This is a genomic window from Methanohalophilus sp., from assembly GCF_030156785.1.
Lineage (GTDB): Archaea > Halobacteriota > Methanosarcinia > Methanosarcinales > Methanosarcinaceae > Methanohalophilus.
In genome coordinates this window covers 44,812-57,134 of the sequence record NZ_JASGLW010000007.1, presented here as the reverse complement: position 1 = coordinate 57,134, position 12,323 = coordinate 44,812, and the positions used below count along the sequence as shown (strand labels likewise).

General features: G+C 42.7%; 13 protein-coding genes. 4 read left to right on the top strand and 9 right to left on the bottom strand.

Features of this window, described 5'->3' with window-relative positions:
* Positions 1–16: 16 nt before the first annotated feature.
* The 4 genes from PWQ49_RS05230 to PWQ49_RS05215 form a co-directional block, all read right to left on the bottom strand.
* Positions 17–1,150 (bottom strand): hypothetical protein, encoded by a 1,134-nt coding sequence (locus tag PWQ49_RS05230; protein WP_300608707.1) that lies wholly within the window; start codon positions 1,148–1,150, stop codon positions 17–19.
* 81 nt (positions 1,151–1,231) lie between these two features.
* Positions 1,232–2,185, bottom strand: a complete 954-nt coding sequence (locus PWQ49_RS05225; RefSeq protein ID WP_300608705.1) for a tyrosine--tRNA ligase — start codon at positions 2,183–2,185, stop codon at positions 1,232–1,234.
* 55 nt (positions 2,186–2,240) lie between these two features.
* The gene (locus PWQ49_RS05220; protein WP_300608703.1) at positions 2,241–2,972 is read right to left on the bottom strand and encodes a tRNA(His) guanylyltransferase Thg1 family protein; all 732 of its coding nucleotides are present in this window, start codon (positions 2,970–2,972) and stop codon (positions 2,241–2,243) included.
* A gap of 9 nt (positions 2,973–2,981) precedes the next feature.
* Positions 2,982–3,248, bottom strand: a complete 267-nt coding sequence (locus PWQ49_RS05215; RefSeq protein ID WP_300608795.1) for a PRC-barrel domain-containing protein — start codon at positions 3,246–3,248, stop codon at positions 2,982–2,984.
* A 177-nt stretch (positions 3,249–3,425) separates the two neighbouring features.
* Here PWQ49_RS05215 and PWQ49_RS05210 point away from each other — a divergent pair, with 177 nt between their 5' ends.
* The 4 genes from PWQ49_RS05210 (at position 3,426) to PWQ49_RS05195 (ending at position 7,223) form a co-directional block, all read left to right on the top strand.
* Complete coding sequence (locus PWQ49_RS05210; protein WP_300608701.1) at positions 3,426–4,178, top strand: ribonuclease H-like domain-containing protein; 753 nt, start codon at positions 3,426–3,428, stop codon at positions 4,176–4,178.
* 15 nt (positions 4,179–4,193) lie between these two features.
* Positions 4,194–5,984 (top strand): excinuclease ABC subunit UvrC, encoded by a 1,791-nt coding sequence (gene uvrC / locus PWQ49_RS05205; RefSeq protein ID WP_300608699.1) that lies wholly within the window; start codon positions 4,194–4,196, stop codon positions 5,982–5,984.
* Positions 5,985–6,059: 75 nt separating this feature from the next.
* On the top strand, positions 6,060–6,482 hold the full coding sequence (locus PWQ49_RS05200; protein WP_300608697.1) for a universal stress protein: 423 nt from the start codon (positions 6,060–6,062) through the stop codon (positions 6,480–6,482).
* Between the two features lie 36 nt (positions 6,483–6,518).
* Positions 6,519–7,223, top strand: coding sequence for a YkgJ family cysteine cluster protein (locus PWQ49_RS05195; protein WP_300608695.1), 705 nt, complete (start codon positions 6,519–6,521; stop codon positions 7,221–7,223).
* 7 nt (positions 7,224–7,230) lie between these two features.
* Here PWQ49_RS05195 and PWQ49_RS05190 read toward each other — a convergent pair whose 3' ends face one another.
* The 5 genes from PWQ49_RS05190 to PWQ49_RS05170 are packed head-to-tail and all read right to left on the bottom strand — an operon-like array spanning position 7,231 to position 12,318.
* A complete protein-coding gene (locus PWQ49_RS05190; protein ID WP_300608693.1) occupies positions 7,231–8,334 on the bottom strand; it encodes a TIGR04013 family B12-binding domain/radical SAM domain-containing protein in 1,104 nt (367 codons plus the stop codon).
* Between the two features lie 9 nt (positions 8,335–8,343).
* Positions 8,344–9,453, bottom strand: a complete 1,110-nt coding sequence (locus PWQ49_RS05185) for a site-2 protease family protein (protein ID WP_300608691.1) — start codon at positions 9,451–9,453, stop codon at positions 8,344–8,346.
* A 2-nt stretch (positions 9,454–9,455) separates the two neighbouring features.
* The gene (locus tag PWQ49_RS05180; protein WP_300608689.1) at positions 9,456–9,860 is read right to left on the bottom strand and encodes a DUF126 domain-containing protein; all 405 of its coding nucleotides are present in this window, start codon (positions 9,858–9,860) and stop codon (positions 9,456–9,458) included.
* The gene (locus tag PWQ49_RS05175; RefSeq protein WP_300608687.1) at positions 9,850–11,040 is read right to left on the bottom strand and encodes an aconitase X catalytic domain-containing protein; all 1,191 of its coding nucleotides are present in this window, start codon (positions 11,038–11,040) and stop codon (positions 9,850–9,852) included. The genes PWQ49_RS05180 and PWQ49_RS05175 overlap by 11 nt, the downstream gene beginning before the upstream one ends.
* A 9-nt stretch (positions 11,041–11,049) precedes the next feature.
* Entirely contained in the window at positions 11,050–12,318 is a 1,269-nt protein-coding gene (locus PWQ49_RS05170) for a UbiD family decarboxylase (RefSeq protein WP_300608685.1), read from the bottom strand.
* Between the last annotated feature and the right edge of the window lie 5 nt (positions 12,319–12,323).

Below are 12,323 nucleotides of genomic sequence, written 5' to 3'. Positions count from 1 at the left end.
CCTTATATCCCGTCGTTTATTTCAGACCAAGAACGCTTGCAATTTCAAGTCCTTCACTACCAAGTTCGGAGAGTTCTTCGAAAACTTCTGCCTTTGAGAGGTACTTTTCGGTACGTGTACCATCCTGTTGCTCCATCTTTATGGTAATTTCTCCCTCAACATAACCACGCTGGAGACACTCCCTGATTATATCAGAATATTGTTCAGCAACCAGTTTCAGGCAATCAAATACCTCTGTGTTTAGAATAGCATCTTCCCCATTGAGAAGAAGGGATGTTAGCCTCTGGGATTTAATGTGGGACTTTACATAATCTACTGTGGAAGTCAGAAGACCATTTATTTCTTCAAATTTGATTGAGCGAACAAGCATACTGTCAGCAGTAATCTCGACATCATCGAGGAAAACGCGGAGTTCATCTCCCTCATGTAATATTTTCAGGACTTTATCGGATTTCTTGCTCTTAAAAGTAGTTTCTATCCGTGATTTTCCATCGTAATCGAATGTGGAAAGTAAGAAATCCGACACGTCTTCCATTTTCACTTTTGCTTCTTTGTAAATAATGCCTGATTTCGACCATTTGGGAAGGAACAAAGAACCCATTAGGTATTTTAGTGTAACAAATGGGCGATCAAAAGTAAGATCACACTGGTACTCCATGGGTCCAAGATCAGCTGTCATGACTCCTTTCATACCATCAATCGATTGCATCGCAGAATATCTTTTTTCTGCTCCGTAAATACCACCTTCAAACAGGGGATTGAGCATGGAAAGGATTTGTCTTTTGATAACTGCCATTTCATCGTCAAGTTCTTTTGAAACATTGTCCAGCATTGATTTTAAATCATTTTTGCCCTTTTCGGCACAAGCATCACAGGTTTTGATGACGGAATCCCTGTAATTTCTTATTTCGTCGTAATCATTGTTCCCTATAACAGAATCAATGCATTGTAGCATCTTTTCATGAATCCCGGTTAATTCCTCTAGCTTTGCCTGCAAACTGGCAGTTGTTTCCCGAACCTGCTCGGTTTTTTCAATTGCAGCACTCTCTACCGGAAGTACCTGCTTGCAAGCTTCCATGAAATCACGCATATCACGAATGAAGTCACGTTGTACCGGTAACTCTGTAGAATCCTGAAATGTGTATTTCATAAAACCCCGCTCGATTGGATTCGCTTATTTTAATCTGTGTTGCAAATGATAAATAAATTGCGTCAACAAGAAATGGAGAAATTAGAGAAGAACTTCTCTAACTGGCTCAAGGATCATGTTCATGTATTTTGCAGCACCGTTTTTCAGATCCATAGGGTGGAGAGTACCATTCTCAAATACGGATTCAAGTTCTTCATAGCCTTTACATTCAAGATCCCCGCCGAATTTAGCCGGTCTTTCAAAAACAACTCTTTCATAACGCGGGATGATGTGATACTTGAATAAGGCAAGAACTGGATTATCATGTATTTCACCTGCGGGACAGAATGCCTTTTTCATCTTCTTTTTTATTGCAGCTTCATTATCATCAACCGAGATGTAGTTTTCACTGGATGAAGACATCTTTTTTCCATCAAGTCCCAGTAATATAGGTGTGTGTATACATATTGGAGATTTATATCCCAGACTAGGAAGACCTTCCCTTGCAAGCATATGGATCTTACGCTGATCAATTCCACCAAGGGCAACATCAACTCCTAGCATAGCAATGTCAATTGCCTGCATAATTGGATAGACCATCTGGGATACTTTCGGATCTTCCATTTTTCTTCCGACTTCATCCATGCTCCTTCGGGCACGATTCAGGGAAGAAGAACATGTAAGTTTCAGGACATTCAGCATGTAGTCAGAACTTAATTGGAAATCCGATCCATAAACAAAATTGGTTTTTTCGGGATCAAGCCCCAAAGCGAGGAAACATCTTTTGTTGTAATCCGCGATCTTGCGCACTTCTTCAAGAGTCCCTTTCTGATTAAGGTAAGCATGCACATCAGCAAGCAGAACGGTGACGTTAAATCCTACTTTTTGCAAATCCAGGAGTTTGTTGACAGTAAGTACATGACCAAGATGGATTTTGCCGCTTGGTTCATAACCTGTATAGACAGACGGGGATTCCGTGGATTCCAGCAGCTCTAATAATTCCTTCTCGGTTACGATTTCCTGTACATTTCTTTTGATAAGATCAATTTTCTCCATAGATTCACCGCACATCGCTAATGTGAAACAGATATAAAAATATGCACTTCCTTATTCAATCCAACGTTATATATCTTTTGAGATAATCCACTCCTTCATCGGTGCTAAACAGAGGGATATCCCATTGCTGTGTAATTCGGGATCGTGTAGATACAGTATTCTTCTCTCTTAAAGGATCGAAGCCTGTTATGGTATATTCTTCGCGGTGAACTGTTATCCCGCGCCTCTGCCACGCAGGAACTCTGGCTATATTGATACCTCTCTGAAATAACAATTCGTGAATATCGCTGGATTTTTTTCCGTATAGCTCTTGGAAAGCCTGCTTTTGAGTCATTCCTTCGGAAATAAGAGTATAGAATCCATAGGAAAAGAGGCAATTCCTCCATGCTTCAGTTTGTCTCCACTGCATGTAAGAAGTAATTTGATCCGGTTGTACGGGTATTATTCTTGAATCAAAAGATATAGGAATATCAAGTTCCATTAAAAGAGTAAAAGCACTACTCAAAAAGCTGGGAATAATAGAATCCAGTTTTTCAATCCTGCCGTTAAAGGGGATGTCGTAAAATACGATACTTGCCTCATCTGAAAAAGTGTATGAGAATGCGGGATTTAAACCGCTATTTGTAAAAAGAAGCTCCAGTGATCCTGCCATGGCAGAGGCAAACTGCTTATCGTAAGGCTTCTCGAATCCAATCTCATTAAGTGTATTCTTGAAGTTCCTTCCGTCAATGCGAATGATGATGGGAGGCGCGCAACGCAAGTCAGAATAGATCTCCCGGTCTTTCATGATGAAAGATCATTCCTCTTCTTCAGTTTCTTTTTTCTGAAATCTGTTGACAACATCTCTGATAAGGACAATATCACCACATGTTACAACCCAACGATAGGGTATTATAACACCCATTGTGGGAACATCAAACATTTTCCTGTTGATATCGGTAATCGCAAGACCGCTTACTTCCCCTCCCTCTACATTAAGTACAACGTCATTTACTTTTCCCACATGAGTACCAGAAGTGGTGTAGACATTCAGGCCGAACAATGATGTGATATCTGCGCGCATGTTATTCCCTGTCAGCTTTGTTATTTTAGAGGTCATACATAAATTGTACATATAAATACATTTTCTCAAACAATAAATAGTTTGGCTAAAAGCTTACTTAACATTGGTTTTTTACTTATTTACTACCAACAGGTATATATGATTTTCATCACAGCCTCCATTTCAAGGTGATTTCTCATGCTAACAAGCTCATATATTCACATTCCGGGCATAGGCAAGGTAGTTGAAAAGAAAATCTGGTCTACCGGAACACGCTCATGGGATGAGTTTCTTGAAAGAAAACATGAGCTGCCACTTCCCTGTTCCAAATCTGAGAAAATATGTCAGGGTATAGAGGAATCAATGGATAGACTAGAAGCAAAGGATTCGGAATATTTTGCCACCAGCCTTCCCTCTTCGGAACACTGGCGAGCTTTCAGATCATTCTCTGATTCTGTTGCATATGTGGATATTGAAACCACCGGGCTTTCACCTTCCAGTTCAAAAATTACAGTCATTGGGATTTACAATGGGAATGATGTGAAGAGTTTTGTTAGCGGAATTAATCTTGACGATGCGATTGAGGAATTATTGAAATACAAGTATCTGGTAACTTTCAATGGAGCACGTTTCGATTTGCCATTCATAAAAAAAGAATATCCGCAAATTGAGTTTAAGCATCTGCATGCGGATATTATGTACTCCTTGAGAAGAATCGGGTACATAGGCGGACTCAAGCAAATCGAAGAGGATCTGGGGATTTCAAGGACTGAGGATACTATAGGAATCGACGGTTTAGAGGCTATTAGGCTCTGGAATCGTTATGAAAGAGGAAACGATGATGCACTTGACCTTCTCCTGGAATACAATCGCGAGGACATAGTAAACTTGGAAAAGATCATTAAACTCACATACGAAGACCTCATGGATTATACTTTTGAAAGCCAGTAAAATAAAAGGATGTAAATGAAGCCTGATATTTCAAAAATCCCGAATCTCCCAGGTGTTTACCTGATGAAAGATAACTCAGGTAACATAATATACATAGGGAAAGCAAAAGATCTCAAAAAAAGAGTTGGTCAGTATTTCCATTCTCCTTCAAATCTTACACCTAAAACCCGAAGAATGGTGGAAAAAATATCAAACATAGATTTTATTGTCACCTCTTCTGAAATCGAAGCCCTGATTCTGGAAGCCAATCTGATCAAGAAAAACCGACCGCATTACAATGTGGATCTCAAGGACGACAAACGCTATCCTTACATTAAAATAACCCTGAATGAAACTTATCCCCGCATTTTCCTTACACGCCGGCGTTTGATGGACGATGCTGTTTATTTTGGCCCCTACACAAGTGTAAAACCTGTAAGGAAAACGCTGGACATAATTAACCAGTTATTTAAAATCAGAAAATGCAGAAAAAAGCTTGCCGAAAAACCGCAGAGAGCCTGCCTGAACATGCATATAGGTAGATGCATGGGTCCATGTACCGGGAAAGTTGACAGGGATGAATACCGGAAAAACGTGGAAACGGCTGTGAAGTTTCTGAAAGGTGACACAAAGGAATTGTTGTGGCGACTTAATCGGCAGATGGAAGAATACGCTGCAAGGCAGCAATATGAAGCCGCTGCAGCGGTCAGGGATCATATAAAAGCTTTGCATGACTTTGAAAAACAGCAACGAAGTACTGCCGGAATTAATGATCAGGATGTCATAGGGATTGTCTGTGACGAGAAAAATGCCTTTGTACAGATATTTTTCGTCCGCAGCGGAAACCTTGTTGGAAAGGCTGATTTCATCTTGAATCGAGGAAAAGCGGATATTGATGAGATTATTTCCGGTTTTGTAGTACAATATTATCGTGATTCTCCCGTTCCTCCTGTAATAGTTGTGCAGGAGGAGCCAGGCGAGAAGATCCTTCTTGAAAAGTGGCTCACAAAGTGTGCCGGGAAAAAAGTTAGTATCCAGACCCCTGTGAAAGGAGAAAAAAGGAAGCTTGTTGAAATGGCCATCATGAATGCTTCCATGGCAATGGAAAGAGAATATTCCCTGAAAGCTACAGATGCATCTCCGGAGGAAGCATTGATGATACTCAAAGAAAAATTGGGATTGGATAAAATACCCCTACATATCGAGGGTTTTGACATTTCCAATATTTCCGGAACCGATGCTGTAGGTTCCATGGTAGTTTTCCGTAATGGTATGCCCGCAAAAGCGGATTACAGGCACTTTAACATTAAGACAGTTGAAGGAATTGATGATTTCTCAATGATGGCAGAAGTAGTGGGTCGCAGGTATAAGCATATCAATGAGGATGATAATAATAAGCCAGACCTAATTCTCATAGATGGTGGGGAGGGGCAGGTTAATGCCGCCCAGCAGGCGCTTGACAATCTTGGTATCTTCATTCCGCTTGTGGGTCTTGCAAAGAAATTCGAGCACATTGTTTTCCCAAAGCATACAGAAAAAAAAGTTCTTATTCTGCCGCATACATCTCCTGCGCTTAAATTACTGATGCAGGTAAGGGATGAATCCCACCGGTTTGCAGTTACATCGCACCGCAGGAGACGAAGTTCGCGCTTATCCCATTCTGAGCTGGATGCAGTAGAAGGACTTGGAAAAGAAAAGAAGAAAGCATTGCTCCAGCACTTTGGTTCCGTGGAAAAAATCAGGCTTGCATCAGAAAAAGAAATAATGGAAGTTCCGGGAATTGGAAAAAAACTGGCTACCAGAATTCTCAGCTATCTTAAAGACTAAAGCGATAAATAACACGATAGTTATTTAATGCATACAACCAAATTTCTTAGTGGGATTTATTCAGGGAGGGGTTAGATGAAATGCAGCAGGATATTGATAGCTGTGGCAGGCACAGCGCATTCTCATGAAATACTTAAGACCGGTCTTTCGACCGCAGCAGTTCTTGGTGCAGATGCCAACATAATCTATGTCATAGAACCACCTTCACTGCTTTCCGGACAATCCACATGGGCACCTCCAAGAAGAATACTCAAGGAAGTGGGAAAAGAATTGTTTAAAAAAGCCCGAGATATCGCAGAAGAGAATGGTGTTTCCATAAAGACAACCATAGCAGAAGGCAATGCTGCCGAAGAGATAATTTCCTTTGCCAAGAAAAAGGATATGGATCTTATCGTAATCGGGGCCGTAGGTGAAAGCGGATCATCCATTGTCCGCATGGGAGGCGTTGCAGGAAAAATAGTCCGTAACGCCAGCAGACCTGTGCTTGTTGTCCACTGACATGTTTTAAATAGAATGTGTTCCCACGCCCTAAGGATGAAAAACTCCTCTCACAAAGAAATTATGCGGGAAATAGATTCTGCCAGTGATGAGCTTCAGGAGCTGGAAGCATATCCGCTTGAAAAGCTGGCGGAAATCGTAAAGGAAGTAGGGTTTGAATGTGAGAGGTGCACACGCTGCTGTACCAAAGAATATAATGACCATGTGTTCCTGCTGGAAAAAGATGTGGATAAAGTTCTTGCTGTTGATCCGGATTGTATCGTTCCTGCCCCGTACTTTGATTTTTGTGATAAAAATGGAATTTTCTATGTTGAGGGATATGCACTCAGGTACAAGGAAGACGGGACCTGCACATTCCTAAAAAACGGCCTTTGCAGCATCTACAGTGAACGGCCATCTATTTGTAGGATTTATCCTTATATGCTTCACAGGGAAGTAGATGGAGAGGGAAATCTTGACTGGAGACAGGTTTCAGGGCTCAACGAGCATGGCTACTATCATGTTGAAACGGATGATGAAACCAGCCTTGACATCGCCCGCCAAGTCAAAGAGTATGAAACTTTGTACCTGAAACAGAGACTCGAGTTTTTCAAAACAATCCTGAAGCACTTTACCAAAAATAAGTTGCGTCATGTACAGAGGCAATATGATCTGCGAATGCGAGACTTTGAGAACGGGAGAGAAGTTGATGTGCTTGTTTACCATAAAGGCAAATTGCATCTCCATAGCCACAAAATCTGAAAACTTATTATTCCCAGCTACCGATTACCTTTCCTTTCTGGGCGAGCCTCCCCAGAACGCGATGCACTTCTTTTGAAACAGGTGAAGGTTGTGTATTTTCATACGGCGTTGACGGAAGAGGAGTTAGGTAATGGGCACGTACTTTACCGCCTTTGCGGGTAATATATTTTATCATCTCCACTGTGAGTAACTGTTCCTCTTCTGATTCTTCCGGAAAACCGATTATAAAATCAACTGCTGGGATGATTCCATGGGTAAAGCATCGCTCAACCGAATCAATGACATCCGATGTGCTATGTCCTCTCCAAATTGCCTTTAAGATCCTCTCACTGCCAGACTGGGCGCCAAGACTAATGGTTTCATTGGTGCAGTACTGGGTGATGAGTTCAAGTGACTTGTCTGTAACAAATTCAGGTCTCACTTCCGAAGGGAAAGTCCCAAAATATATTTTTTTGTTTTCAAGGGATGCAAGAGATGACAGAAGTTTTTCTACTTTGTCAAATTCCGGTTTAATCCCATTGCCACCGTATGCAAAAGCATTGGAAGATGTAAACCTCAGATCATTGTAATGTTTTGCATACTTAATAATAGTATCAATGCTTCGATGTCTAACCTTGCTTCCGAAAAGCCGGGGTGTCTGGCAGTATTTGCATCCCCATGGGCATCCGCGGCTTATTTCAATCGGACCCCGCAGCCCATCGGGATCAAAACAGGGATAATTGTCAAGGTTTACATGGAGTCGTGCGGGAGTTCGTACAAGTTTTCCGTTTTCCATATATGCTATCCCTTTAACAGCAGCGATGTCTCCGCTACCTCGTATCGTATTTACAAGTTCCGGAAGGGTTTCTTCACCTTCACCAACAACCACATAATCAAAGTGCTTCAGGGCATCTTCTACTGCTCCCGAGGGATGAGGGCCGCCGGCTATGTAAATTGAATCTGTATCGGAACTATCAACTTCGGAATAAATGCTTTCTTTCTGGGGTGTGCTGAAACTGTATATCATTATTCCATCAACAGGTTCTAGCACAAAATCGGATTGCGGAAGCAGGGGAGCAAGCACAGCAAGACTATAGGTATTTTTCTTGTACCAGCGCAGATGAACATCCATAATACAACCTCAAAGGGTAACCAGCGTGAAGGGAACCAGGGTAAAACAGAGTGATCCGAGAATAAATGTGATTACTCCCACAGCCATCCGCCCACGGTCCAGTTTTTTTGAATCGTCAAGGGGGGTAGGATGTCCTGCAGCAGCGAAAAATAGGAGGAAGAAGGACCAGAATATCCACACTGATGCATTTGCTTTCATAACGTAAGCCACATAAAGGGCTACGAGAGCTAATACAATCGGCGTGGCTGAAGAAATATGTTTTGCCCTTTCACCGAGCATTGCCCGCATAATATGGCCGCCATCAAGCTGTCCTGTAGGAAGCAGGTTCAACAGTGTGACAAACATTCCCACCCAGCCCGCAAAAGCCACAGGATGCAATATTTCCCCGTTATATCCAACCATTCTTCCCAGAAATTCAAATAATATTGGAAGCTGCAGATCGATAACCATGGTTCCGGGTTTAGGAGTATATTCTATTGCGGGAAGCATGAGCCCGATTAAGGTTACAACAATTGAAACCATCAGACCTACCAGAGGGCCTGCAACAGCCACGTCAAATAGTGATTTTCTGTCGGGTATCGGTCCCTTGTGTCGGATAACAGCACCCATGGTTCCGATGATTGTGGGGAAAGGGATAAAGTATGGAAGAGTAGTTTTCATTCCCCTGCGTTTTGCCATAAGGTAATGTCCCATCTCATGAGAGCCCAATACTGCCATTATTGCTATTGTAAAAGGCAATCCTTCGAAAATTGCCAATGGGGATGAGAAGATATCAGCACCAAACATAGTGGCACCTGCAAACATCGTGGTGAAGATGGTGATTACTGCCAAAATGATATTTGTTAGCGGGAACTTGTTATCTTCTTGTGCGAAAGGAGTTGCCACCAGGATGTCTTCGCCAAGGTTTGAAGTCAATTGCATATGGTAGCCTCGTGATGCAAATACTGGCCATAGGGATTTCTGAAGAATGGAGATCTCCACGCGGGGAGTCCCGTATAAATAAAGAGACCCATCATAGTATGCTACTTCGTAAACCTTGAAAAAAGGATGAACCTGCGCATATAGAAGCTCTAGCTCCTGCGGATATTCCAGATCACTTTGCGAGATTTTACCTGACATGTTTACTTATCTTCAATTTCAATCAAACCAAGGTTTCCGTTCACCTTGATAATATCCTCATCCTTCAATAAACTATAAGGGTTTTTCTCCAGCCTGTCAACAAGAGGAATTTCGGAAATGATTGCACCCACTGCAACTATGGGTTCCGAGTCGAGGTTAATCATGGCGGCTGGAGCAACTTTGTTTTTACTTAGCTGGTAGATGACATAGGAACCCACTGTGGAACCTTTTCCATAAGGAAATACCAGAACTTTGCCTGAAATGGATTTGCCATAAAGCATATGATTTGGGTCTATTATTTTCCCGGATTCAGGATCAACGTTTCCAAGGAAGGAAATGGGATCTTTCGACAGGAGAACTTTTCCTTCTGCAATTCCTCTTGATATTTTCCTGCCCTTAATTATCATCGGAAACCACCTTTTTGATGCAATGTTCCAGATCGCAAAGTGTCGAATTAATCCTGCACATCCCCGGTATGTATGAATAGGCTTTTCCGGAGTTTACGGCCATGTGATGAAAATTATTCGCAGCCGGTGAGACTATCATGCAGGTATCACAAAGCACCTTTGCCCCACTTTTCTCAATTGTCTCAACAAGATCGGGATATTTTGTGGCAACTTCCCGGGATGTGAAAACCCAGAATTCCTTATCCACTGTTTTTCCCTTAATCATTTGGGCAATTGATTCAAGCTCTTTTGGCGAACAATGAGGACAACCCGCGGCGGCAACATCGCATTCCGAATTGCCGTCACTACCGCCAACGGTTGCATAAACCTCTTCAATATCAGCTCTCTCAATTACCACTACTTCCTCCGGAAAATCATATTTCATTTTCCGGGCTTCAGGGGTCACATTTTCAACATGGTACAATGCTACGGCGCCCGAAGCTGCCATTGCAGCACCAAGGGATTTTAGTTCATCATTTGTGGGATTCGAAGTCAGCGAGAATATAGGTACCATGTTACCACTTATTTTGCCTGCAACATATCCCAGTGCGCCGTAATCGGCACCTTTGAGATTGCATTCTACACGGATCCCGATATTGGGAATGCGTTTTTCATCTAGGTGGTAACCATAATTTGCGGTTTTGCCCACAAGTGCTGCCGAAAGGGCCGAAGGACCGCCTTCACGGTTTGTTCGGGCACCTATTACCGAATTTGCATAGGATACGGCAGAGGATTCACTCCATGCAAGGTGATCCCCATAACCCACGGAAAAACCTTTCAGATAATAGGGGGTGCACGTGCACATGGTGTTGATACCCAAGCGTCCGTATGCTTCTACAATCTGTTTCTGCTTTTTGGCGAAATCCCTGGATATACCCATTTCATTCCAGCGTATCATGTCCATGCCTGCCGGATTTAGCACAGAAGGGACTTTGACATGTCCTTTGAGATCGGAAATCCATTCAAGACCTGCATCACCTATGGTCTTGTAGGATACACCTGCTATCTGGGCACTTTTTATTGGGATTAAGCAATCTGCTCCGTAAATGTCTCCAAGTGCCACCAGTATTTCCATTGCTTTTCTGAGGGTTTCACCTTCTTCACCTTCAAGAATACGCTCTTCATCAGTAGTAAGATACATAAAACAGCCTCAATCAAGCGGCATTTTAGCCCTTTCAAATTTATCGGATTCAGCAAGGACTTTGGTTGCATCAATACCAACCTTGGTGGTAGTCCCGTCTTTTGCTCCCCGGGGATCAAGGGAGCTGCCCCTCACATTGGGTATTATCATGATGTCAGAATCGCCTTTAACACGAGTTGCTACTGCGAATTCCACATCCTTTATATCAAAGATGTCAATATCCTCATCCACAACAATCACATGTTTGAGGCTGGTATGAGCTGCAAATGCCGCCATTATCGCATTCTTTGCATCTCCTTCAGTCTGCTTCTCAATCTGGACAATTGCATGCAAATAGCAGCATCCGCCTTCGGTGAGGACTACATTCTTGACAGTTGTAACTTCGGATACCGCACGGAAGATTTTGGGTTCATAGGGAACGCCCATCATAAGCAGGTGTTCTGAACCTGCGGGCAGTATTCCATGATAAATGGGATCTTTACGATGAAGAATACGGGTAATGTGGATTACAGGTTCCTTACGAACCAGATCGTATGTTCCGGTGATGTCAACAAAAGGTCCTTCATCCACCCTTTCCTCTGGATCGATATAACCTTCAAGCACGATCTCAGCATGTGGAACTTTTACACCGTTACTGCATTCAAAAAGCTCAACGGGCCTTCCCAGAAGAGCGGAAGCATAATGGAATTCCCTCCCTTCGGGAACTCGGGTTGTTGAGGCAAAAGTGATTGCAGGATGGGGGGCAATAACAATTGCAACCGGTAAAGGCATGTTTTTTTCTGATGCTCTTTTGTGAAGTACGTAGGTGTGCCTTGGAGGCACAAGACGAGCGGCTAATTTGTTTTTTCCAACAACCTGAAGACGATGGATGGCTGCGTTCATGATACCTTCAAACTCAGAGACAACTATACCGGCTGTGATGTAAGGTCCACCGTCCTTCTCGAAATGCGTCATAATCGGCAGTGAGGATAAATCCACTTCATCTTCGATAACTTCCATTGTCGGTGAATCTTCTACGATCTGCACTTCACCATCTGGCTGGACTTCAGATAATCTCTGGATGATGGAAGAGCGGTCAACTCCTAACATCGATGCCAATTCTTCGCGACTACCAAGGACATTCATGATAGCTCTTGAGCCGTCTACATCATGGAAAAAAACAGGGCCTTCGGTGTTATGTGCAATTGAAGGCGCTTTGTATTTAGCGGATACAGGATCTTTAACTTCGGTCAGTCTACCGGAAGAGCGAAGCTGTGTGATGAACTCTCTGAAACTCATTATAG

Bases quoted from the DNA above. Each gene is read 5' to 3' on its own strand.
- PWQ49_RS05230 (WP_300608707.1), bottom strand. From the start codon at position 1,150: ATGAAATACACATTTCAGGATTCTACAGAGTTACCGGTACAACGTGAC.
- PWQ49_RS05225 (WP_300608705.1), bottom strand. From the start codon at position 2,185: ATGGAGAAAATTGATCTTATCAAAAGAAATGTACAGGAAATCGTAACC.
- PWQ49_RS05220 (WP_300608703.1), bottom strand. From the start codon at position 2,972: ATGAAAGACCGGGAGATCTATTCTGACTTGCGTTGCGCGCCTCCCATC.
- PWQ49_RS05215 (WP_300608795.1), bottom strand. From the start codon at position 3,248: ATGCGCGCAGATATCACATCATTGTTCGGCCTGAATGTCTACACCACT.
- PWQ49_RS05210 (WP_300608701.1), top strand. From the start codon at position 3,426: ATGCTAACAAGCTCATATATTCACATTCCGGGCATAGGCAAGGTAGTT.
- uvrC (WP_300608699.1), top strand. From the start codon at position 4,194: ATGAAGCCTGATATTTCAAAAATCCCGAATCTCCCAGGTGTTTACCTG.
- PWQ49_RS05200 (WP_300608697.1), top strand. From the start codon at position 6,060: ATGAAATGCAGCAGGATATTGATAGCTGTGGCAGGCACAGCGCATTCT.
- PWQ49_RS05195 (WP_300608695.1), top strand. From the start codon at position 6,519: ATGAAAAACTCCTCTCACAAAGAAATTATGCGGGAAATAGATTCTGCC.
- PWQ49_RS05190 (WP_300608693.1), bottom strand. From the start codon at position 8,334: ATGGATGTTCATCTGCGCTGGTACAAGAAAAATACCTATAGTCTTGCT.
- PWQ49_RS05185 (WP_300608691.1), bottom strand. From the start codon at position 9,453: ATGTCAGGTAAAATCTCGCAAAGTGATCTGGAATATCCGCAGGAGCTA.
- PWQ49_RS05180 (WP_300608689.1), bottom strand. From the start codon at position 9,860: ATGATAATTAAGGGCAGGAAAATATCAAGAGGAATTGCAGAAGGAAAA.
- PWQ49_RS05175 (WP_300608687.1), bottom strand. From the start codon at position 11,040: ATGTATCTTACTACTGATGAAGAGCGTATTCTTGAAGGTGAAGAAGGT.
- PWQ49_RS05170 (WP_300608685.1), bottom strand. From the start codon at position 12,318: ATGAGTTTCAGAGAGTTCATCACACAGCTTCGCTCTTCCGGTAGACTG.